Genomic DNA, 21,630 nt, shown 5'->3' with positions numbered 1-21,630 from the left:
CCAGCGTGCTACTCACTCAAGCCCTTACTGGATCTTCTTGGCCTTTTCGAAGGCTTCGTCGATCGTGCCGACCATGTAGAACGCCTGTTCCGGCAGGTGGTCGCACTCGCCGTCGACGATCATCTTGAAGCCACGGATCGTTTCCTTCAGCGGCACGTACTTGCCCGGCGAGCCCGTGAACACTTCAGCGACGTGGAACGGCTGCGACAGGAAACGCTGGATCTTACGCGCACGTGCGACCGACAGCTTGTCTTCCGGCGACAGTTCGTCCATGCCCAGAATCGCGATGATGTCGCGCAGTTCCTTGTAGCGCTGCAGCGTCTGCTGAACGCGACGGGTGATCGTGTAGTGCTCTTCACCGATCACGTTCGGGTCGATCTGGCGCGACGTCGAGTCGAGCGGGTCGACTGCCGGGTAGATACCCAGCGAAGCGATGTCACGCGACAGAACGACGGTTGCGTCCAGGTGGCCGAAGGTGGTTGCCGGCGACGGGTCGGTCAAGTCGTCGGCAGGGACGTAGACGGCCTGGACCGACGTGATCGAGCCCTTCTTGGTCGACGTGATGCGTTCCTGCAGCTTGCCCATTTCTTCAGCCAGCGTCGGCTGATAGCCCACTGCCGACGGCATACGGCCGAGCAGTGCCGACACTTCGGTACCGGCCAGCGTGAAACGGTAGATGTTGTCGACGAAGAACAGCACGTCGAGGCCTTCGTCACGGAAGTGCTCGGCCATCGTCAGGCCGGTCAGCGCGACGCGCAGACGGTTGCCCGGCGGCTCGTTCATCTGGCCGTACACCAGCGCGACCTTGTCGAGAACGTTCGAGTCCTTCATTTCGTGGTAGAAGTCGTTCCCTTCACGGGTACGCTCGCCCACGCCCGCGAACACGGAGTAACCGCCGTGTTCCTTCGCGATGTTGTTGATGAGCTCCATCATGTTGACGGTCTTGCCCACGCCAGCACCGCCGAACAGGCCAACCTTGCCGCCCTTCGCGAACGGGCAGATCAGGTCGATGACCTTGATACCCGTTTCGAGCAGTTCGGTCGACGGCGACAGTTCGTCGAACGCCGGAGCCTTCTGGTGGATCGAACGCGTATGTTCGCTCTCGATCGGGCCGGCCTCGTCGATCGGACGGCCGAGCACGTCCATGATACGACCGAGGGTCGGCTTGCCGACCGGCACCGAAATCGGCTTCGCCGTGTTCTTCACGGTCAGGCCGCGGCGCAGGCCGTCGGATGCACCCAGACAAATGGTACGGACCACGCCGTCGCCCAGCTGCTGCTGGACTTCGAGCGTCAGTTCCGAGCCATCGAGAATGAGCGCGTCGTAGATCTTCGGCATGCTTTCGCGCGGGAATTCCACGTCGATAACGGCGCCGATGCACTGTACGATCTTGCCTTCTACCAAAGCAGCAGTACTCATCGCTTTTCCTTTAAATACCTGATTCTTTACTCGCGCAAAGGCGCAGTTGTCGTCCCGGGCGCGCGCTTAAACAGCGGCTGCGCCGCCGACGATCTCCGACAGTTCTTTCGTAATCGCGGCCTGGCGGCTCTTGTTGTATACGAGCTGCAGTTCGCTGATCACCGTCTTCGCGTTGTCGGACGCGGCCTTCATCGCGACCATCCGCGCCGATTGCTCGGACGCCATGTTCTCCGCGACGGCCTGGTACACCAGCGCCTCGACGTAACGCACGAGCAGTTCGTCGACGACTGCCTGCGCGTCCGGCTCGTAGATGTAGTCCCACGACGTGGCCGGCGTACCGTCATCGGCATCGAAGTGGTCCGACGACAGCGGCAGCAGCTGCTCGATCACGGCTTCCTGCTTCATCGTGTTGACGAAGCGCGTGTAAGCGATATAGACCGCCGACAGCTTGCCTTCCGAGTACAGATCGAGCTGCGTCTTCACGGCGCCGATCAGCTTGTCCAGATGCGGGGTGTCGCCGAGGTGCACGACCTGCGACATCACCTTCGCGCCGAAGCGGTTCAGGAACCCGAGGCCCTTGCCGCCGATCGCGGTGGCTTCGACCTTCTGGCCCTTCTCTTCCAGCTCCTTGAACTTCTGCACCGTCGCACGCAGCACGTTGGTGTTCAGACCGCCGCAAAGACCCTTGTCCGTCGTGACGAGGATGATGCCGGCCGTCTTCGCGCCGTCGTTTGCCACCATGAACGGGTGGCGGTACTCCGGGTTCGCGCGGCTCATGTGCGCGGCGATGGCACGGACCTTGTCCGCGTACGGACGAGCGGCGCGCATGCGTTCCTGCGCGCGGCGCATCTTCGATGCGGCCACCATCTCCATCGCCTTCGTGATCTTGCGCGTGTTCTGCACGCTCTTGATCTTGCCGCGAATTTCCTTCATTCCAGCCATAGCTTGCTCCTTGACCGAAGCGGCGCGGGCGCATCAGCACCCGCGCGGCCTCAGTGTGTCACTCGCGGATCAATAGGCACCCGACTTCTTGAAGGATTCGATCGCCGCGCGCAGCGCGCCTTCGTCGTCCTTCGAGAGATCCTTGGTGTCTTCGATGCGCTTGATGAGGTCAGCGTGGCTGGTCTTCAGGTTGTCGCGCAGGCCCTTCTCGAACGACAGCACTTGCTTCACGTCGAGATCGTCGAGGTAGCCGTTGTTCGCGGCGTACAGCGACACGGCCAGTTCCCACACCTGCAGCGGCTGGTACTGCGGCTGCTTCAGCAGTTCCGTCACGCGGCGGCCGCGCTCGAGCTGCTTGCGGGTCGCCTCGTCGAGGTCCGATGCGAACTGCGCGAATGCTGCCAGTTCACGGTACTGTGCGAGGTCGGTACGGATACCGCCCGACAGCTTCTTCACGACCTTCGTCTGAGCAGCGCCACCGACTCGCGACACCGACACGCCGGCGTTGATTGCCGGGCGGATGCCTGCGTTGAACAGGTCGGTTTCCAGGAAGATCTGGCCGTCGGTAATCGAGATCACGTTCGTCGGAACGAACGCGGTCACGTCGCCAGCCTGCGTTTCGATGACCGGCAGTGCCGTCAGCGAGCCGCTCTTGCCCTTCACTTCGCCGTTCGTGAACTTCTCGACGTACTCTTCCGACACGCGAGCAGCGCGCTCGAGCAGACGCGAGTGCAGATAGAACACGTCGCCCGGGTATGCTTCACGGCCCGGCGGACGGCGCAGCAGCAGCGAGATCTGACGGTATGCCCAGGCTTGCTTGGTCAAGTCGTCATAGATGATCAGCGCGTCCTGGCCGCGGTCGCGGAAGTATTCGCCCATCGTGCAGCCGGCGTACGGTGCGAGGTACTGCATCGCTGCCGAATCCGAAGCCGAAGCGGCGACGACGATCGTGTATTCCATCGCGCCCGTTTCTTCGAGCTTGCGAACCACGTTCATGATCGACGAAGCCTTCTGGCCGATCGCGACGTAGATACAGATCAGGTCCTTGCCCTTCTGGTTGATGATCGCGTCGAGCGCCACCGCGGTCTTGCCGCACTGACGGTCGCCGATGATCAGCTCACGCTGGCCACGGCCGATCGGCACCATCGCATCGATCGACTTGATACCCGTCTGCACCGGCTGCGACACCGACTTACGCCAGATCACGCCCGGGGCGATCTTTTCGATCGCGTCGGTCAGCTTCGCGTTGACCGGGCCCTTGCCGTCGATCGGGTTGCCGAGCGCGTCGACCACGCGGCCGACGAGTTCCGGACCAACCGGGACTTCCAGAATGCGGCCCGTCGTCTTGACGATGTCGCCTTCCGAGATGTGTTCGTATTCGCCGAGAATCACCGCGCCGACCGAGTCGCGCTCGAGGTTCAGCGCGAGGCCGAACGTGTTGCCCGGAAACTCGAGCATTTCGCCCTGCATCACGTCCGACAGGCCGTGGATGCGCACGATACCGTCGGTCACGGAGATCACGGTGCCCTGGTTGCGAACGTCTGCGCTCGCTTCAAGGCCCTGGATCCGGCTCTTGATCAGCTCGCTGATCTCAGAGGGATTGAGTTGCATTATTCGCTCCTGATAGTCAATTCTGTTGCGTGCCGGCGTGGCGCTCAGGCGGTCAAGGCAGCCTGCATCGATGCGAGGCGCGCGCGAACCGAGGTGTCGAGCACTTCGTCGCCGACCGTCACGCGCACGCCGCCGATCAGCGACGAATCGACTTCGACCGTCGGCTTCAGCTTGCGCTTGAACTTGCGTTCGAGGCCAGAGACGAGGCTTTCGAGATCCGCGCCGTTCAGCGGGAACGCGCTCACGATCTCGGCGTCGGCTGCACCTTCACGTTCGTTCTTGAGCGCCTCGAACTGCTCGGCGATTTCCGGCAGCAGCGCGATGCGATGATTGTCGACCAGCATCTGCACGAAGTTCTTCGCTTCGGCGCCGGCCGCGAGCGGCGACTTCACCGCAGCAAGCAGCAGCTCGGCCACTTGCGTGCGCGTCACCTTCGGGCTCGACGCGACCGACAGCACTTCCGGCAGACGCGCAACCTGGGCCAGCTCTTGCACGAGCGTGGACCAGGCGGCGATGTCACCTCCCTCGGCCACGCGGAACAGCGCTTCTGCGTAAGGGCGGGCGATGGTTGCAAGTTCGGCCATGATCAGAGCTCGGCTTTCAGTTGATTCAGCAGTTGGGCGTGGGCCGTTTGATCGACTTCGCGCTTCAGGATCTGCTCGGCGCCCTTCACGGCCAGCGCGGCGACTTCGCCACGCAGCGCTTCGCGCGCCTTCACGATTTGCTGTTCTGCTTCCGCTTTCGCCTGGGCGACGATGCGGGCGGCTTCAGCCTGGGCGTTGGCCTTGATTTCCTCGGCGACCGCCTGTGCACGCTTTTCAGCGTCGGCGATGCGCTGCTGGCCGTCGTTGCGGGCCTGCGCGAGTTCCTGGTCCACGCGCTTGTGCGCTGCGTCGAGTTCCGCCTTGCCCTTCTCCGCGGCGGCGAGGCCGTCGGCGATCTTCTTCGAACGTTCGTCGAGGGCGTTGATCAACGGCGGCCACACGAATTTCATCGTGAACCACGCGAGGACCAGGAACACGACCATTTGCGCAAACAGAGTTGCGTTGAGATTCACGGTGTTTCCTTATCTGCTATTCCGGAAAAATGAAACGGTAAGGCGCTCATCGAGTTGCATTCGATCAGCGCCCCAAGTCTCCGTTCCGCCCTGCGCCGGCTTGCGCCGGACGCATATTTCCGAGGAACCTTAGCCTGCGAGCTTCGACAGGAGCGGGTTCGCGAACGCGAACAGCATTGCGACACCAACGCCGATCAGGAATGCAGCGTCGATCAGGCCGGCCAGCAGGAACATCTTCGTTTGCAGCGGGTTGATGAGTTCCGGCTGACGTGCGCAGGCTTCGATGTACTTGCCACCCATCAGCGCGATACCGATACAGGCGCCGATTGCACCCAGGCCGATGATGATGCCGATACCGATGGCGGTCAGACCCTGGATGTTGGCGATGTAAGCTTGCATGATCACTCCTTTGTGAAAAGACTTGGAACTGAGATTTAAAAAACTAAAACGGAAACTCTTTTTTGCACGCCGCGCTTAGTGCTTGTCGTGCGCCTGGCCGAGATACACCAGCGTCAGCATCATGAAAATGAATGCCTGCAACAGAACAATCAGGATGTGGAAGATTGCCCAGACGCTACCCGCGATCACATGACCAACGAAGCCGAGGAACGTTGCGTCGCCACCGAAGCTCCACATGCTGCCGAGCAGGGCGATCAACAGGAACAACAGCTCACCCGCGTACATGTTGCCGAACAGCCGCATGCCGAGAGAAACGGTCTTTGCGAGATATTCGACGATGTTCAGCGCGAGGTTCGGGATCCACAGCAGCGGGTGGGCGCCGAACGGGGCCGACAGCAGCTCATGCGCAAAGCCGCCCGCGCCCTTGATCTTGATGCTGTAGTAGATCATCAGGACGAACACGCCGAGCGCGATGCCGAGCGTGCCGTTCAGGTCGGCCGTCGGGACGATGCGATGGTGGGAAATCACGTCCGACAGACCGAGCAGGCCGATGATGCGGCCCGGCAGGTCGACGGGGAGGAAGTCGAGGGAGTTCATCAGCGCGACCCACACGAAGACCGTGAGGGCGAGCGGAGCGATGAACGCGCGGTTGCCGTGGACGATGGCCTTCGACTGGTCTTCGACCATTTCGACGAGCATCTCGATCGCGCACTGGAAACGGCCCGGCACGCCCGAGGTCGCCTTGCGGGCGGCCAGACGCAGCAGGATGATCGTCACGATGCCGCACACGATCGACCAGAACAGCGTGTCGAGGTTCCAGACGTGGATGTCGAAAATCGACGTCTGATGCGAGGTGGAGAAATTCTGCAAGTGGTGCGCAATGTACTCGGACGGATCCGGACCGCGCGTGCCTTCGCTAGCTGCCATATCGTTAATGCCACCCAAATTGTCGAAAATCGTTTTACCCCGTTCCGCAATACGCTATTGCGGGAACGGGCCGGTGCGGTTCGTTGTCGAAACCGCACGCTGCTTGTTGCTTACCGCCAGGCCAGCGCGATCCAGTACGTCTTCAGCACGACGAGGTAGGTGACGAGGAGTGCCGGCCAGTGCACGCCGGCATAGCCGTACGCCACTGCGGCGAACATCCCGATCGTCACGCCGAGCTTCAGGGCTTCGCCCATCACCCAGCTCATCACGGTGGCCGAACCACCTGCCTTCAGTCGTGCCACGAACAACGCGCTTGGCACCCAGCCGATCGCCCCGCCCAGAAACGCGGACTGCGCAGCGGCGCCCGGCGACTTTGAAAACAGCCACCACGCCAGCGTTGCAACCAGGGACAAGACCACCTGCGCGATCACCACCTTGTAGGGGGTCACGCGCGACGGCTTGCTCACGTTCGGACCGAACAGCCTCTCGGCTTCTGTCCGCGTGAGCGGAACGATGTTGTTATCTTGCTGCTCGGCATCCCAGTCGTCGTCGGACTCGCGCCGCTCGCCGGCCGCTGAAGCGGTGCGTTGCGCTCGGGGACCATCGTGCCTGTCGTTCGGCGCCTGACCCGCCATCGCAATCTTCCGCAAAATCCTTGAACCCGGCCCCAAGCTTTCTGAAAGCTTTCAGGGGTGCCTAGCTAACAAATCCGGGCGATTGTAAGCGATAGTTGCAGGTGATTCAAGGCTTTAGACGCGACAAAAACCTGCGTAAAACGACGCCTCATCATGTGAAAAACGCGCGTCGCAACGACGTACGATGACAGTTGTAAGGTCGGTTTTTGGCAACGGTATTTCTTGCCCGAAAAAGTGCGACACCAACGAAATGATGTGACAGCGACGTCTGGTGCGGATGTCACAGGCGCGATGCGATCGGAGCAGGAATTCTGCAGTGATGCGATCACGGGAAATACCCCGGCGCGGCAATGCATGACAGAGGAAATACTGTGACCATCGCGACGAGCGCGATGCGTGAAACGCGCTCGAACCGAGCACGCCGATGCCCACAATCAGTTGTTGCGCCACCACAGTCCTTCGACTGTGGTGGCGCAACACTTATCAACAGGCTTGAGTTCACAACGACCGGGAACGCTGTGCGCGCTCCCCGGCACGCTTGCAGTACGCATCGAACCGATCCGCATCGCTCAGCCGTGAGCGAGCAGCCACGCCCCCAGCGCTGCGCTCACCAGCGCGAACGGAATCGACACGAGGTGAAACGGCAGCCACATGCGCGGCTCCCTCGCGAGACGCACCGCGATCAGGTTCGCGAGCGAACCGATTGCGAAACCGAAACCGCCGACCGACACACCGAACGCGAGCGCCCGCCAGTCGCGCGTGAATTCCGACAGCAGAATCGCCGCCGGCACGTTGCTGATTCCCTGTGAAACCACCGCGCCCGCCGCGAACACACGCAGCGGCGAATCGAGATGGGTTCGCGCGATCGCATCGTGGACGACCGGCAGCGCGGCCGCGCTGCGCAGCACGACGAACATCAGCACGAAGATCAGCAGCAGCAGCCAGTCGATCTTCAGGACTGCGTCACGCCTCGCCACCAGCAGCGCGATCACGACGCCGATCAGGCCCGGCACGGGATCGTGTGCGTCGGCAAGCAGCACGAACGCACCGAACAGCACCGCCGCGAGCAGCGCATGCAGACGCTGCACGGGAACGGCCTCGACATCCCCCGACAGGTCGAGCGGCTTCGCGCGAAACGCGCACACCGTCAACACGAGCAGCAGCGCCATCAGCGCCAGCGCGAGCGGCCCGAGCGTGACGACGAAGCGGCCGAACGACACACCGCTCAATTGCCACAGGAAAAGGTTCTGGGGATTGCCGAGCGGGGTCGCGACGGAGCCCGCATTGACGGCCAGCGCGACCACGATCACGAGCCGCCGGAACGGTAGCGGCGTCAACGTGCGCAGCGATACCATCAGCGGCACGACGACGAACAGCGCGACATCGTTGGTGAGCCACATCGCGAGTGCCGCCGCGAACACGACGAGCAGCATCGCAAGCCCGCGCTCGGAATGCACGTGATGGACGATGCGATGTGCGAGCCACATCAGGCATCCGGACAGCTCGAGCGCCTTGGTCAGCATCAGCAGACCGGCGAGCGTCGCAACGGTCTGCCAGTCGACGAGACCGGTCAGTGCGGCGATTGGTTGCGGACGCAACCATTGCAGAACAATCAGCGCAAGCGCCAGCACCGTCAGTACGGGCTCCTGCAAAAGCCAGCCAAGCCACCGGCGCGGCGCCGGCGCGCCCGTGTTTTCCATCAATCGAGCCTCGTTATTCTTCGGTCGCGACGTTGCCGCGCAGGCGCGCAAGAATGCCCTCGAGCGCGTCGAGATTACCGAAGTCGATCATCACCTGCCCTCGCCCACGGCGGCCGAGCTTGATCTTCACGGTCGACGCGAGCAGGTCGGACAACTCTTCCTCGAGACGACGCGTGTCGCGGCCGCCGTCATCCTTCGCGCGCGCCTTCACCGCCGGCGCTTCCTTCGTCGTATGCGCGACCATCTTCTCGGTCTCGCGCACCGACATGCGCTTGTTGACGACCTGGTGCGCGAGCGTGATCTGCGTCGCGGCATCGACTGCAAGCAGCGCACGCGCGTGGCCCATGTCGAGGTCGCCGGCCAGCAGCATCGTCTGCACCGGCGCTGCGAGGTTCAGCAGGCGCAGCAGGTTCGACACCGCGCTGCGCGAGCGGCCGACCGATTCGGCCGCCTGCTCGTGCGTGAAACCGAACTCGCCGAGCAAGCGCTGGATACCGTGCGCCTCTTCCAGCGGATTCAGGTCCTCGCGCTGGATGTTCTCGATCAGCGCCATCGCGGCGGCGGCCTGATCGGACACGTCCTTCACGAGCACCGGCACTTCGTCGAGGCCGGCCAGGCGTGCCGCGCGGAAACGCCGCTCGCCGGCGATGATTTCGTATTTGTCAGACGAAATAGGTCGTACCAGGATCGGCTGCATCACGCCTTGCGCGCGAATGCTGGCCGCCAGCTCCTGCAGGCTGCCTTCGTCCATCCGCGTCCGCGGCTGATACTTGCCGGCCTGCAGCTTGCCGAGCGCGAGCGTGTTCGGCGCCCCTTCGATCTTCACCGCTTCGGTGATGTCCGCACTGCCGCCGAGCAGCGCTTCGAGGCCACGTCCCAAGCCCTTCTTCTTTGGTACCGCGTTCATGTCTTTCTTCCTCGCTTCGCTCATGTCCGGATCACGACACCTCGAACGCGCGCACGCGATCGATCATCTCGGCACCGAACTGGAGATACGCCTGCGCACCGCGCGAGTTACGGTCGAATACGACGCCCGGCAATCCGTAACTCGGCGCTTCCGCCAAGCGCACGTTGCGCGGAATCACCGCGTCGAACACCTTGTCGCCGAAGTGCGCTTTCAATTGATCGGAGACTTGCTGCTGCAGCGTGATGCGCGGATCGAACATCACACGCAGCAAGCCGATGATCTTCAGGTCGCGATTCATGTTCGCGTGAACCTGCTTGATCGTATTGACGAGATCGGACAGCCCCTCCAGCGCGAAGTATTCGCACTGCATCGGAATCACGACGCCATGCGCCGCGCATAGCCCGTTCAGCGTCAGCAGCGACAGCGTCGGCGGGCAATCGATCAACACGAAGTCGTAGTCGTCAGCCACGCGCTCGAGCGCGGCCTTCAACCGTCGCTCGCGATTATCGATGCTGATCAGCTCGATCTCGGCACCTGACAGCTCACGGTTGGCCGGCAGCACGTCGTACGTGACGCCTTCCGGACGCACGCGCGCGTCCGTCACCGATACGCCGTCGACCAGCACTTCGTACACGGTCGACTCGCAAGCAGCCTTGTCGATCCCGCTGCCCATCGTCGCGTTGCCCTGCGGGTCGAGATCGATCAGCAGGACTCGTTGCTCCTGCGCTGCAAGGCTTGCGGCGAGATTGACCGATGTCGTCGTCTTGCCGACGCCCCCCTTCTGGTTCGCAACGCAGAAGATCTTTGCCATCGTTGGTGTGTTCCCTTTACCTTCAAACAAACGGCGCGCTACCGCGCGCCTTCAATTCGCCTCGTCGACAGCGACCTCGATCAGATGCCGTTCGGCATCGAGCATCGGTACCGCCAGCCGCATCGTCTGCTTTACGCGACTGCCTTCGGGCAGCCGTGCAATTTCATCGTCCGGATGGACACCCTTCATTGCCCAGATCGATCCGCCAGGCGCGACGAGATGTCGAGCAAGTTTAACGAAGTCGGATAGATCCGCGAAAGCGCGGGATACGATCATGTCGAATTTTTCCGGCACATCGACACCCGGCTGCAGCGATTCGACACGCCCGGTGACGACAGACAGGTTCGCAAGCTTCAGCTCGGCACGCATCTGCGTTTGGAATGCCGACTTCTTCTGCACGATATCGTTCAGCGTGACCTGCCAGTCCGGCTGGACGATCGCCAGCACGATACCGGGCAGCCCGCCGCCCGAACCTACGTCAAGCACGCGCGCCGATGCACGGTCGCGCAAATGCGGAACGATGGAGAGCGAATCGAGAATGTGCTGGATCATCATCTGCTTTGGGTCGCGGATCGCGGTCAGGTTGTAGACCGCGTTCCACTTGCCGAGCAGCGCGACATAGTCGAGCAGCTGGTTGCGTTGTGCATCCGTCAATGTGATGTCGAGCGCGGTCGCGCCATCGACGAGCATCTGTGCGAGTACGTCCCGATTAACCGCCGGCGCGCGACGCGCCGTCATTGTTGCGTCGGGACGGTACCGTCCCCCTGTTCCGTCATCTCTGCTGCGGTGCCGTTACGGCGACCAAGGCCACGGCGCTTCAGGTGCACCATCAACAGCGAGATCGCAGCCGGCGTGATGCCCGAGATCCGCGATGCCTGGCCGATCGTTTCCGGCCGGAACTCGTTGAGCTTCTGACTCACCTCGAACGAGAGGCCACGCACCTCGCGATAGTCGATACCGTCCGGCAGACGCGTGTTCTCGTTCGCATCGTTCCGTTCGATCTCGCTGGCCTGACGCTCGATATAGCCCTGATATTTGATGCCGATCTCGACCTGTTCCTTGATCTGCTCTAGCAGCACCGGATCGTCGGCCAGCGGCTCTGCCGGCGCGCATTCGCCGCCCTTCAGGCTGCACACACCGTCGTAGCTGATCCCCGGGCGGCGAAGCAGCTCGGCGAGGCTGTACTCGTGATCGATCGCCTTGCCGAGCAACGCGGTCGCCTCTTCCGGCGGCAGCGTCTTAGGCGTGACCCATGTCGACTTCAGTCGTTCGGTTTCACGTGAAACAGCGTCGCGCTTCCGACTGAACGCATCCCAGCGTACGTCGTCGACGAGGCCCAGCTCGCGGCCGATCTCGGTCAGGCGCATATCCGCATTGTCTTCACGCAGGCTCAGGCGGTACTCGGCACGGCTCGTAAACATCCGGTACGGCTCGGCCACGCCACGCGTGACGAGGTCGTCGACCAGCACGCCAAGATAGGCCTGGTCGCGACGCGGGCACCATGCGTCCTTCTCCTGCACGTAGCGGCCTGCATTCAGTCCGGCCAGCAGCCCTTGCGCGGCCGCTTCTTCGTACCCGGTCGTGCCGTTGATCTGGCCCGCAAAGAACAGCCCGTTGATCGCCTTTGTCTCAAGCGAAGCCTTCAGCGCGCGCGGGTCGAAGTAGTCGTATTCGATCGCGTAGCCGGGGCGCAGGATGTGCGCGTTCTCGAGGCCACGCATCGAGTGCACGAGCTCGAGCTGCACGTCGAATGGCAGGCTCGTCGAAATCCCGTTCGGATAGAACTCGTTGGTCGTCAGCCCTTCCGGCTCGAGGAAGATCTGGTGCGATTCCTTCGATGCGAATCGGTGGATCTTGTCCTCGATCGACGGGCAATAGCGCGGGCCGACACCTTCGATCACGCCTGTATACATAGGCGAACGGTCAAGGCCGCCACGGATGATGTCGTGCGTGCGCTCGTTCGTGTGCGTAACCCAGCACGGCAACTGCTGCGGATGCTGCTCCGCACGGCCCAGGAACGAGAACACGGGGATCGGATCGAGGTCGCCAGGTTGCTCGTCCAGCTTCGAAAAGTCGATCGAGCGGCCATCGATGCGCGGCGGGGTACCGGTCTTCAGGCGGCCCTGCGGCAGCTTCAGCTCCTTCAGGCGAGCCGACAGCGACACAGCCGCCGGATCGCCCGCGCGGCCGCCCGTATAGTTGTTCAGGCCAACGTGGATCTTGCCGTCGAGGAACGTACCGGCCGTCAGCACAACCGCGCGTGCACGGAAGCGGATGCCGATCTGCGTGACGGCGCCGACCACGCGGTCGCCTTCGACCATCAGGTCGTCGACAGCCTGCTGGAACAGCCACAGGTTCGGCTGGTTCTCGAGCCGATGGCGGATCGCAGCCTTGTACAGGATGCGGTCGGCCTGCGCGCGCGTCGCGCGCACGGCCGGGCCCTTCGACGAATTGAGGATGCGGAACTGAATACCGCTCTCGTCCGTCGCGGCAGCCATCGCGCCGCCGAGCGCATCGACTTCCTTGACCAGATGGCCCTTGCCAATGCCGCCGATCGACGGATTGCAGCTCATCTGGCCGAGCGTTTCGATGTTATGGGTCAGCAGCAGCGTCTTCGCACCCATACGGGCCGATGCCAACGCGGCTTCCGTGCCGGCGTGCCCGCCACCGACGACGATGACGTCAAATTCTGTGGGAAAAAGCATGGTGGATTCCGTGCGCAGGACTACGCACGAACCTATCTGAGAAATGTATGGGCCGAATTATAGCGGGTTCGCTTTTCACCCGAAGACCGTCCGAATGGTAGGGCCGGTTCATTGGCTCGTTTTTCTTCGCTCGATCGGCCGATGTGCGCCGTGAGGCCAGCTTCGGCGACGCTGCCGCGACCTCAGTTCACATTGCCAGAGTGCGCAAAATAGCTCGGCCGACCGGGGTTTCCGAACCCAACCATCGTTTGCACGATCACAGCATTTCCGATCGACCTTCCTGTGCTTATCCCCTGTGCCGTTTGGCTACTGTCGATAGGAGAACACTGACGCCTATCCGCGCTCTCATCACAGGGCTTCCGCTTGTTGCTCCGGCACTTATCCCCACGCCTGATTACCGGACGCGCCGCCGTCTTCCAGAAAAACAAAAACGGCGTGTTTCACGTGAAACACGCCGCCCGTTTCCTGCCAACGCCGCACTCATCAAGTCGTTTTTTTTGCCAACCCGAGGTATGTTTCGATCACGCGCGGATTCTGTGCCAGCTCGGCCGCTGGTCCTTCCAGCGCAAACTCGCCCGTCTCCAGCACATAGCCGTAGTCCGAGATCTGGAGCGCAGCGCGAGCATTCTGCTCGATCAGCAGTGTCGCGACGCCTGTGCCGCGTAACGCGCTGATGATATGAAAAATCTCCTTCACGATCAGCGGCGCCAGCCCGAGGCTCGGCTCGTCGAGCATCAGTAGATCAGGTTTGCCCATCAATGCGCGGCCCACCGCGAGCATCTGCCGCTCACCACCCGACAGCGTCCCGGCTGCCTGCTTGCGCCGCTCCCTGAGCCGCGGAAACAACGCAAACACATGATCGAGCTGGTCGAGGAAGTTCGGCTCGCCTGCGAGCTTGCGGCGATACGCGCCCAGCACGAGGTTATCCTCGACCGTCATCGTGCTGAACAGCTCGCGCTTTTCCGGCACGAGGCACATTCCACGCGCGACACGCTGTTCGACCGGCAGTGCGCCCACGTCCTTGCCGCGGTACACAACCGCCCCGGATGCATGCCCGGTCATCGGCAACGCGCCCATGATTGCGTTCAGCAGCGTCGACTTGCCGGCCCCGTTCGGACCGATCACGCTGACGATCTGTCCGGCACCGACCTTGATCGCCGCTCCGTGCAGCGCCTCCACCTTCCCGTACCGCACCGCTAGGCCGCGCACGTCGAGAATCGGCATCGTCGTCTCCGCCATCATTCCACCCCGCCCAGATACGCTTCGAGCACCGCCGGATCCTGCTGCACGTCCTGCGGCAGCCCTTCCGCGATCCGCGTGCCGAACTCCATCACCACCAGCCGGTCGGTGAGGTTCATCACGAAATCCATGTCATGTTCCACGAGCAACACGCTCATCCCTTCCGTCTTCAGGCGCAGCAGCAGGTCAGCGAGCTGCTGCTTCTCCTGGTAGCGCAGGCCGGCGGCCGGCTCGTCGAGCAGCAGCAACGTCGGATCGCAGCACAACGCGCGCGCGATTTCGAGAATTCGCTGCTGGCCAAGCGCGAGGCTGCCCGCTTCGTCGTACATGTGCCTCTCCAGCCCGACGCGGCGGATCTGTCGTGCCGCCTCGGCCAGCAACTGCGCTTCCTCATGCGCGTTGAGCCGCGCGATGCTGCGCCACACGCCCGTATGGCCGCGCAGGTGCGCGCCGATCGCGACGTTCTCGAGCACCGTCATCGTCGGCAACAGCTTCACGTGCTGGAACGTCCGGCCGATTCCGCGCCGGACGATCTGGCGCGACGTAAGCCCGTCGATTCGCTCGCCGCGGAACGTGATCGTGCCACGGGTCGGTTGCAGCACACCGGTAACGAGGTTGAACGTGGTCGACTTGCCGGCGCCATTCGGGCCAATCAGCCCGACGATCTGCCCCGCTTTCACGTCGAAGCTGACATCGTTGACGGCCACCAGCCCGCCGAACTGCTTGCGCGCGTTGTCGACGACGAGCAGCGGCTCGCCCGCCACCGGCTTCGCGCGCTGCGGCAGCGGGTCGGCATGGTCAGGCACATGGGCGCGTGGCCCGCGCGGGAACAGCTTCGCGACGAACGGCCACACGCCTTGACGCGCGTACTGCAGCAGCAGCACCATCAGCACGCCGAACACGATGATCTCGAAGTTGCCCTCCGAGCCAAGCAGCTTCGGCAACAGCGTCTGCAGATAGTCCTGCAGCACGGTGAGGATCGCCGCACCGAGCACCGCGCCCCACACGTGCGATACACCGCCGACCACGGCCATGAACAGGAATTCGATCCCATGATTCAGGCCGAAGGGGGTCGGGTTCACCGCGCGCTGCAGGTGCGCGTACAAGAAACCCGAAACCGCCGCGAGCACGGCCGCGTAGATGAAGATCACGACACGCATCCACGCGGTATTCACGCCCATCGCCTCCGCCATCACGCCGCCGCCGCGCAATGCGCGGATCGCGCGGCCTGGCCGGCTGTTGAGCAGGTTCTGCACCGACACGATCGCGGCCAGCACGACGGCCCAGATCAGGAAGTACAGGCTTCGGCCGCTTCCGAGCTCGATGCCGAACAGGTTCAGTGCCGGAATCCCGTTGATCCCGTCGTACTTGCCGAGCAGTTCGAGGTTGCCGAACAGGTAGAACAGCGCGAGGCCCCATGCGATCGTGCCGAGCGGCAGGAAGTGCCCGGACAGGCGCATCGTGACCGCGCCGAGCACGAGCGCGACGAGCGCCGTCAGCACGACGCCGACGATCAGCGCGAGCCACGGAGACACGCCGTAGCGCGTCGTCAGGAATGCGGTCGCGTACGCGCCGATGCCGACGAACGCGGCCTGTCCGAAGCTCGTCATCCCGCCGACGCCCGTCAGCAACACGAGCCCGATCGCGACGATCGCGTAGAGGCCGATGTAGTTCAGCAGCGTGATCCAGTATTCGGGCACCTGCAGCGCGCCGGGCAGCACCGGCAGCGCGAACAACGCCACGAGAAACAGCCAGAAGGTCTTGTTGCGTACCATCGTCTTCATCGTGTTACTCCTCTTCCTCTTCCGCGTGCGGCGTCGCGAAACTGCGCCACAGCAGCACCGGAATGATCAGCGTGAACACGATCACTTCCTTGTACGCGCTCGCCCAGAACGACGAATACGATTCGAGCACGCCGACCAGCAGCGAGCCGGCGGCCGCGAGCGGATAGCTGACCAGCCCTCCGATGATCGCGCCGACGAAGCCCTTCAGGCCGATCAGGAAGCCGGAGTCGTAATAGATCGTCGTCAGCGGACCGACGAGGATGCCGGACAGCACACCGAGCCCGGCCGCCAGCGTGAACGCCAGGCGCCCTGCTTCGGTCGTGCCGATGCCGACGAGCCGCGCGCCGAGCCGGTTCACCGACGTCGCACGCAGCGCCTTGCCGGCGATCGTGCGGCCGAAGTACACGTACAGCGCACCGATCAGCACGAGCGCGGTCACGACCACGAGGATGCTTTGTACCGACACGCTCATGCTGCCGACCGACAGCGACGCATCCGCGAAGCCGTTGGTGCGCGAGCCTTCGGCGCCGAACATCACGAGCCCGAGGCCGACCATCGCGAAATGGACGGCGACCGATACGATCAGCAGCAGCAGCGTCGTGCCTTCGGCGATCGGCTGGTAGACGAGCCGGTAGACGAACGGCCCCATCGGCACGACGATCGCCAGCGTCAGCGCGATCTGCGCGAACATCGGCATCGGCTGCGCGGCAAAGCTGCGCGTGATCGCGAACACCGCGAGCGGCAGCAGCACATAGCGGCTGCCGAGCGTCGCGAGCGTGCGGCCGAGCTGATGACGGCGTTCGCGATGGCGGATCAGGCCGCCGACTTCCAGCAGGAAGCATGCGATACCCATCACGAACAGCAGCCAGCAGGTGGCGGGAAATTTCTGCGCCTGCAACGCCGCAAGCGTGAGCGCACCATAGGCGACGAATTCGCCCTGGGGAATGAAGATCACCCGCGTGACGGAAAATACCAGCACGAGCGCCAGCGACAGCAATGCATAAATGGCGCCGGTCGTGATGCCGTCTTGCGCGAGGATCGCCGCGATCGAGAGATCCATACGTTTCGTGTATCGAGAATGCTGCGGAGAAACGAAAAACGGGGGAATGGCCGCGGCGCACGAACGGCAAGATCGGTGCGTCGGGCGCCACGCGGCGGGCCCCGATGATTCCATGCGGCAGCGAAACGGCCCGTCAGGCCCGCGCCGCTGTCCACGGCCGGCACGACGCCGTTCGCGCCGCGCCAGCCGGTTTCACGTGGTGCTTACTCGGCCTGCAGCTTCCACTTGCCGTCGACGATCTGCACCATCACGCGCGCACGCGTGTCGAAGCCGTTGTGATCGGTCGGCGTCGTGTTGATCACGCCGTGCGACACGGGGAGGTCCTTCACGCTCTCGAGCGACGCGCGAAGCGCCTCGCGGAACGCCTCGGTGCCCGGCTGGCCCTTCTTCAGCGCCTCGGGAATCGCCCGCTGCAGCAACAACCCCGCATCCCATGCGTGACCGCCGAAGGTCGACAGCGAACCCGCGCCGTACGCCTTCTCGTATGCGGCCTTGTAGCCGAGCGCCGGCTTCTTCACCGGATTCGAATCGGGCAGCTGATCGGTCACGAGCACCGGGCCGGCCGGCAGGATCTCGCCTTCGCAATCCTTGCCGCACACGCGCAGGAAGTCGTTGTTCGCGACGCCGTGCGTCTGATACACCTTGCCCTTGTAGCCCCGCTCCTTCAGCGTCTTCGCGGGCAGCGCGGCCGGCGTGCCGGACCCGGCGATCAGCACCGCGTCGGGATTCGAGCCCATCAGCTTCAACACCTGCCCCATCACGGACGCGTCGGTGCGGTTGTAGCGCTCGTTCGACACGAGCTTCAGCCCGTTCTTCTCCGCCGCCGCGCTGAACGTCTTGTACCAGCTGTCGCCATACGCATCGGCGAAGCCGATGAAGCCGACCGTCTTCACGCCGTGCTTCGCCATGTAGCCGGCGATCGCATCGGCCATCAGCTGGTCGTTCTGCGGCACCTTGAACATCCACGCGCGCTTCGCGTCCATCGGCGAGATGATCTGCGCGCTCGCCGCGAGCGAGATCGTCGGCGTCTTGCCCTGCGACACCGGATCGAGCATCGCGAGCGAGTTCGGCGTGACGGACGAACCGATGATCGCGTCCACGTGATCCTCGTCGATCAGCTTGCGCACGTTCTGCACCGCGCGGCTCGTGTCGGACGCATCGTCGAGCACGATGTACTGGACGCTCTTGCCTGCGATTTCCTTCGGCAGCAGCGCGATCGTGTTCTTTTCCGGAATTCCGAGCGATGCGGCCGGCCCGGTGGCCGACAGCGTCACACCGATCTTCACCTGCGCCGACGCCGTGGCCGCCGCGCACACGAGGCCTGCGGCAAGCAGAACCTCCATCCATCGATTCATCTTCATTTACGTTGTCTCCAAACGCTGCTCGAAAAATCCGCGGGTCGCTCGGACGGCTCCCGGTCCTCAAACAAGTTAATAATTTAACTATCTCGCCGTACCGCGCCTACGCTCGTTTTCCCGTGAAACGCCCGCATCGCCATCAAGCCCTGGCGACACCGCGCGCGGACGCGCCGCGGCGCGTGCCGAAACGGTCGCGCGACCGCCACGATGCGCGGCAGCAATGTCGTCAGGATGAACAGAACGGAGAAATGCGACGATGCGCGGGACGCGATCGATGCGGACGCAACGATCGACGGAAAATCGGCCGGCCGGGGCGGGTTCGGCTCCACAAGCAGGCGGTGCGGGATCGGAAAATCGGCCGTTCATGCGAACGTGAACGACACGTCGGATGCGAACGCAGCGACCTCGGGGATCGTCGTGCCGGCAAATCGCACCGGAATGCACATGCCGGCCGCTGAACGGCTCGTGAGCGCCGGCGCATACCCGCATCCCTCCGACCCCGAACGCGCTGCGCCAGCCGCCCCTCGCACCCCGATCCATCGTCCTGCGCATCTCATCCAACCGCACTCCCTCTTCTGCATTTTGCTTGTAGGAGAACTGCCGACCGTTTTCCCGACCGCACGGTCGGCGAAAGCTGAGTGTAACGGACGCTTTTTGCGCACGCCAACCGGGTAAGCCCGGACGGCAATGCACGCGGCTGCGCGCCAGCGGCGATCGATCGACAGGAAAGACGAAAACGGGGAAGACGGGATGAGGTGCGAGCGAGGTGGCGAAAATCCGGCGCCACTCGTTGCACCAGCAACGGAAATTCGCGCACCAAATGAAAAAGCGCTGTTGGATTCCGTCCAACAGCGCTTTGGGGTCCGGGCACTTTGTGCCTCGATTGTCTCCTCGTTCTCCACCTGCAAATTCGTTTCGCGGTGCATCAGAACTGAAACGAAGATTAAAGGACCTTTCACCGTGCGACAACTTAGCATTTACCCCTATGGTGCATCGCCGCACGAAAATGGGGCACCAGTCTTGCCGCGCGGCATCGGCCGGAGGCCGCCGAAACGCCCTTCCCGGCCGCGCCGGATGGTGCTTCGCATCAACGCGCCGCAACGGCCGCTGCGCTGCAATCAGGACGGCCTGAGCGTCTTGACGCGTGCGACCATCTCGCCGACGATCCCGCGCCGGAACGCAAGCACGCATGCGATGAAGATCAGCCCCGTGACGATCGTCGCCGACTCGCCCAGCGAATGGAACCAGCCGATGCCTGTCGCCGACGCGAGCCACTCGCCGATGTCGCCGAGGCGGTCCTCCAGCGCGACGATCAGCGCCGCGCCGAGCAACGGCCCGAACAGCGTGCCCATCCCGCCGACGAGCGTCATCAGCACGACGAGGCCCGACATCGTCCAGTACGCGTCGGACAGCGTCTCGAAACCGAGCACCAGCACCTTCAGCGAACCGGCCAGGCCCGCGAGCCCGGCCGACAGGATGAACGCGAGCAGCTTGAAGCGGTCGGTGTCGTAGCCGAGCGAGATCGCGCGCGCCTCGTTCTCCTTGATCGCGACGAGCACCTGGCCGAACGGCGAGTGCACGATCCGCACGATGAACGCGCACGCCGCGACGATCACCGCGAGCACGACGTAGTAGAGCGCGACGTCGTTCGACAGGTCGACGAGTCCGAACAGGTGCCCGCGCGGCACGCCCTGCAGCCCATCCTCGCCATGCGTGAACGGCGCCTGCAGGTAGATGAAGTAAACCATCTGCGCGAACGCGAGCGTGATCATCGCGAAGTAGATGCCCTGCCGGCGGATCGCGAACAGGCCCACGACGAGCCCGAGCAGCGTCGCGGCGAACGTGCCCACGAGCACGCCGAGCTCCGGCGTGAAACCGAGCGTCTGGATCGCATAGCCGGTCGCATAGCCGGCGGTCGCGAGGAACATCGCATGGCCGAACGACAGCAGCCCCGTATAGCCGATCAGCAGGTTGAACGCGGCCGCGAACAACGCGAACGTGAGCACCTTCATCACGAACACCGGATACGCGCCGATGAACGGCGCGACGAGCAGTGCGGCGAGCAGCACGCCGTAGAGCACTTTTCTCTGCATCATTTTTCCTTGCCGAACAGGCCCGCCGGGCGGATCAGCAGCACGATCGCCATGATCACGAACACGACCGTGGCCGATGCTTCCGGATAGAACACGCGGGTGAAGCCCTCGATCACGCCGAGCAGCAGCCCCGTGATGATCGAGCCGAGGATCGAGCCCATCCCGCCGATCACGACCACCGCGAACACGGTGATGATCATCGGCTGGCCCATCAGCGGCGACACCTGGATCACCGGCGCCGCGAGCACGCCCGCGAACGCGGCGAGCGCGACGCCGAAGCCGTAGGTGAGCGTGATCATCATCGGCACGTTCACGCCGAACGCCTCGACGAGCTTCGGGTTCTCGGTGCCGGCGCGCAGATAGGCGCCCAGCCGCGTCTTCTCGATCACGAACCAGGTCGCGAGACACACCGCGAGCGACGCGACGACCACCCACGCGCGGTAGTTCGGCAGGAACATGAAGCCGAGATTGGTCGCGCCGGCGAGCTGCGACGGCACGTCGTACGGCTGCCCGGACGATCCGTAGATCGAGCGGAACACGCCTTCGACGACGAGCGTGAGGCCGAACGTGAGCAGCAGCCCGTACAGGTGATCGAGCTTGTACAACCAGCGCAGCATCGAACGCTCGATCAGGATTCCGAACGCACCGACGATCAGCGGCGCGAGCACGAGCATCGCCCAGTACGGCAACGCGAAATACGACAGCCCCATCCACGCGAGCATCGCGCCCAGCATGAACAGCGCGCCGTGCGCGAAGTTGATCACGTTGAGCAGCCCGAAGATCACCGCGAGCCCGAGGCTCAGGATCGCGTAGAACGAGCCGTTGACGAGCCCGAGCAGCAACTGGCTCAGCATCGCCGGCAACGGAATGCCAAAGATTTCCATCGACTTAGCCGTCAGTATGAGTTTCGTTGCGCGCGCAACCTCAAAGCCGTCGCGCGCACGGGCGGCGCAGCGGGCACATCGCTGCGGCCGCCGCGCGCC

Annotated in this window: 20 protein-coding genes; all 20 read right to left on the bottom strand. The window is 63.6% G+C overall.

All coding sequences use genetic code 11. The features are described 5' to 3' along the window. Window positions 1–24: 24 nt before the first annotated feature. The 20 genes from atpD to WI26_RS00460 all read right to left on the bottom strand — a co-directional run bounded on the left by atpD (window position 25) and on the right by WI26_RS00460 (window position 21,531). Complete coding sequence (gene atpD / locus WI26_RS00555) at window positions 25–1,419, bottom strand: F0F1 ATP synthase subunit beta (RefSeq protein ID WP_059465987.1); 1,395 nt, start codon at window positions 1,417–1,419, stop codon at window positions 25–27. 66 nt (window positions 1,420–1,485) lie between these two features. Further along, window positions 1,486–2,361: a F0F1 ATP synthase subunit gamma gene (gene atpG, locus WI26_RS00550; RefSeq protein WP_059452572.1), complete on the bottom strand. Its 876-nt coding sequence runs from the start codon at window positions 2,359–2,361 to the stop codon at window positions 1,486–1,488. Window positions 2,362–2,430: 69 nt separating this feature from the next. After that, window positions 2,431–3,972, bottom strand: a complete 1,542-nt coding sequence (atpA, locus tag WI26_RS00545; protein WP_006756467.1) for a F0F1 ATP synthase subunit alpha — start codon at window positions 3,970–3,972, stop codon at window positions 2,431–2,433. Window positions 3,973–4,016: 44 nt separating this feature from the next. Continuing rightward, window positions 4,017–4,556 carry a F0F1 ATP synthase subunit delta gene (locus WI26_RS00540; protein ID WP_040142773.1) on the bottom strand — a complete coding sequence of 180 codons (540 nt, stop codon included), beginning with the start codon at window positions 4,554–4,556 and terminating at the stop codon, window positions 4,017–4,019. 2 nt (window positions 4,557–4,558) lie between these two features. Continuing rightward, window positions 4,559–5,029, bottom strand: coding sequence for a F0F1 ATP synthase subunit B (locus WI26_RS00535; RefSeq protein WP_006477283.1), 471 nt, complete (start codon window positions 5,027–5,029; stop codon window positions 4,559–4,561). A gap of 129 nt (window positions 5,030–5,158) precedes the next feature. Next, window positions 5,159–5,428 carry a F0F1 ATP synthase subunit C gene (gene atpE, locus WI26_RS00530; RefSeq protein WP_006482730.1) on the bottom strand — a complete coding sequence of 90 codons (270 nt, stop codon included), beginning with the start codon at window positions 5,426–5,428 and terminating at the stop codon, window positions 5,159–5,161. A gap of 75 nt (window positions 5,429–5,503) precedes the next feature. Then, window positions 5,504–6,355 carry a F0F1 ATP synthase subunit A gene (atpB, locus tag WI26_RS00525; protein ID WP_059465986.1) on the bottom strand — a complete coding sequence of 284 codons (852 nt, stop codon included), beginning with the start codon at window positions 6,353–6,355 and terminating at the stop codon, window positions 5,504–5,506. Window positions 6,356–6,465: 110 nt separating this feature from the next. Continuing rightward, complete coding sequence (locus WI26_RS00520; RefSeq protein ID WP_060109661.1) at window positions 6,466–6,990, bottom strand: ATP synthase subunit I; 525 nt, start codon at window positions 6,988–6,990, stop codon at window positions 6,466–6,468. Between the two features lie 114 nt (window positions 6,991–7,104). Continuing rightward, on the bottom strand, window positions 7,105–7,440 hold the full coding sequence (locus WI26_RS32580) for a hypothetical protein (protein WP_167359223.1): 336 nt from the start codon (window positions 7,438–7,440) through the stop codon (window positions 7,105–7,107). A 119-nt stretch (window positions 7,441–7,559) separates the two neighbouring features. Further along, window positions 7,560–8,690: an SLC13 family permease gene (locus tag WI26_RS00515; RefSeq protein WP_069224970.1), complete on the bottom strand. Its 1,131-nt coding sequence runs from the start codon at window positions 8,688–8,690 to the stop codon at window positions 7,560–7,562. Window positions 8,691–8,703: 13 nt separating this feature from the next. Continuing rightward, window positions 8,704–9,597 (bottom strand): ParB/RepB/Spo0J family partition protein, encoded by an 894-nt coding sequence (locus WI26_RS00510; RefSeq protein ID WP_069226323.1) that lies wholly within the window; start codon window positions 9,595–9,597, stop codon window positions 8,704–8,706. A gap of 31 nt (window positions 9,598–9,628) precedes the next feature. Continuing rightward, complete coding sequence (locus WI26_RS00505) at window positions 9,629–10,408, bottom strand: ParA family protein (protein WP_059465983.1); 780 nt, start codon at window positions 10,406–10,408, stop codon at window positions 9,629–9,631. 51 nt (window positions 10,409–10,459) lie between these two features. Beyond that, window positions 10,460–11,146, bottom strand: a complete 687-nt coding sequence (gene rsmG, locus WI26_RS00500) for a 16S rRNA (guanine(527)-N(7))-methyltransferase RsmG (RefSeq protein ID WP_069224969.1) — start codon at window positions 11,144–11,146, stop codon at window positions 10,460–10,462. Continuing rightward, the gene (gene mnmG, locus WI26_RS00495; protein WP_069224968.1) at window positions 11,143–13,113 is read right to left on the bottom strand and encodes a tRNA uridine-5-carboxymethylaminomethyl(34) synthesis enzyme MnmG; all 1,971 of its coding nucleotides are present in this window, start codon (window positions 13,111–13,113) and stop codon (window positions 11,143–11,145) included. Before mnmG ends, rsmG begins: the two co-directional genes overlap by 4 nt. A 483-nt stretch (window positions 13,114–13,596) precedes the next feature. Then, window positions 13,597–14,352: an ABC transporter ATP-binding protein gene (locus WI26_RS00490; RefSeq protein ID WP_069224967.1), complete on the bottom strand. Its 756-nt coding sequence runs from the start codon at window positions 14,350–14,352 to the stop codon at window positions 13,597–13,599. Then, window positions 14,352–16,136 (bottom strand): ATP-binding cassette domain-containing protein, encoded by a 1,785-nt coding sequence (locus WI26_RS00485; RefSeq protein ID WP_081334204.1) that lies wholly within the window; start codon window positions 16,134–16,136, stop codon window positions 14,352–14,354. Before WI26_RS00485 ends, WI26_RS00490 begins: the two co-directional genes overlap by 1 nt. A 4-nt stretch (window positions 16,137–16,140) precedes the next feature. Beyond that, the gene (locus tag WI26_RS00480; RefSeq protein ID WP_069224966.1) at window positions 16,141–17,196 is read right to left on the bottom strand and encodes a branched-chain amino acid ABC transporter permease; all 1,056 of its coding nucleotides are present in this window, start codon (window positions 17,194–17,196) and stop codon (window positions 16,141–16,143) included. Between the two features lie 203 nt (window positions 17,197–17,399). Beyond that, a complete protein-coding gene (locus tag WI26_RS00475) occupies window positions 17,400–18,557 on the bottom strand; it encodes an ABC transporter substrate-binding protein (RefSeq protein ID WP_059465977.1) in 1,158 nt (385 codons plus the stop codon). A 1,115-nt stretch (window positions 18,558–19,672) separates the two neighbouring features. Next, a complete protein-coding gene (locus WI26_RS00465; protein WP_059508303.1) occupies window positions 19,673–20,647 on the bottom strand; it encodes a branched-chain amino acid ABC transporter permease in 975 nt (324 codons plus the stop codon). Beyond that, window positions 20,647–21,531, bottom strand: coding sequence for a branched-chain amino acid ABC transporter permease (locus WI26_RS00460; protein ID WP_059465975.1), 885 nt, complete (start codon window positions 21,529–21,531; stop codon window positions 20,647–20,649). Before WI26_RS00460 ends, WI26_RS00465 begins: the two co-directional genes overlap by 1 nt. Between the last annotated feature and the right edge of the window lie 99 nt (window positions 21,532–21,630).

The sequence above is a fragment of the Burkholderia diffusa genome (assembly GCF_001718315.1).
Taxonomy (GTDB): domain Bacteria; phylum Pseudomonadota; class Gammaproteobacteria; order Burkholderiales; family Burkholderiaceae; genus Burkholderia; species Burkholderia diffusa_B.
Note: the sequence above shows the minus strand (reverse complement) of the source record. Positions and strands in the feature narration are given on the sequence as shown.

Coding starts and splice junctions, on each gene's coding strand:
- atpD (WP_059465987.1), bottom strand. CDS start 1,419: ATGAGTACTGCTGCTTTGGTAGAAGGCAAGATCGTACAGTGCATCGGC.
- atpG (WP_059452572.1), bottom strand. CDS start 2,361: ATGGCTGGAATGAAGGAAATTCGCGGCAAGATCAAGAGCGTGCAGAAC.
- atpA (WP_006756467.1), bottom strand. CDS start 3,972: ATGCAACTCAATCCCTCTGAGATCAGCGAGCTGATCAAGAGCCGGATC.
- WI26_RS00540 (WP_040142773.1), bottom strand. CDS start 4,556: ATGGCCGAACTTGCAACCATCGCCCGCCCTTACGCAGAAGCGCTGTTC.
- atpE (WP_006482730.1), bottom strand. CDS start 5,428: ATGCAAGCTTACATCGCCAACATCCAGGGTCTGACCGCCATCGGTATC.
- atpB (WP_059465986.1), bottom strand. CDS start 6,355: ATGGCAGCTAGCGAAGGCACGCGCGGTCCGGATCCGTCCGAGTACATT.
- WI26_RS00520 (WP_060109661.1), bottom strand. CDS start 6,990: ATGGCGGGTCAGGCGCCGAACGACAGGCACGATGGTCCCCGAGCGCAA.
- WI26_RS00515 (WP_069224970.1), bottom strand. CDS start 8,690: ATGGAAAACACGGGCGCGCCGGCGCCGCGCCGGTGGCTTGGCTGGCTT.
- WI26_RS00510 (WP_069226323.1), bottom strand. CDS start 9,597: ATGAACGCGGTACCAAAGAAGAAGGGCTTGGGACGTGGCCTCGAAGCG.
- WI26_RS00505 (WP_059465983.1), bottom strand. CDS start 10,408: ATGGCAAAGATCTTCTGCGTTGCGAACCAGAAGGGGGGCGTCGGCAAG.
- rsmG (WP_069224969.1), bottom strand. CDS start 11,146: ATGACGGCGCGTCGCGCGCCGGCGGTTAATCGGGACGTACTCGCACAG.
- mnmG (WP_069224968.1), bottom strand. CDS start 13,113: ATGCTTTTTCCCACAGAATTTGACGTCATCGTCGTCGGTGGCGGGCAC.
- WI26_RS00490 (WP_069224967.1), bottom strand. CDS start 14,352: ATGGCGGAGACGACGATGCCGATTCTCGACGTGCGCGGCCTAGCGGTG.
- WI26_RS00485 (WP_081334204.1), bottom strand. CDS start 16,136: ATGAAGACGATGGTACGCAACAAGACCTTCTGGCTGTTTCTCGTGGCG.
- WI26_RS00480 (WP_069224966.1), bottom strand. CDS start 17,196: ATGGATCTCTCGATCGCGGCGATCCTCGCGCAAGACGGCATCACGACC.
- WI26_RS00475 (WP_059465977.1), bottom strand. CDS start 18,557: ATGAAGATGAATCGATGGATGGAGGTTCTGCTTGCCGCAGGCCTCGTG.
- WI26_RS00465 (WP_059508303.1), bottom strand. CDS start 20,647: ATGCAGAGAAAAGTGCTCTACGGCGTGCTGCTCGCCGCACTGCTCGTC.
- WI26_RS00460 (WP_059465975.1), bottom strand. CDS start 21,531: ATGGAAATCTTTGGCATTCCGTTGCCGGCGATGCTGAGCCAGTTGCTG.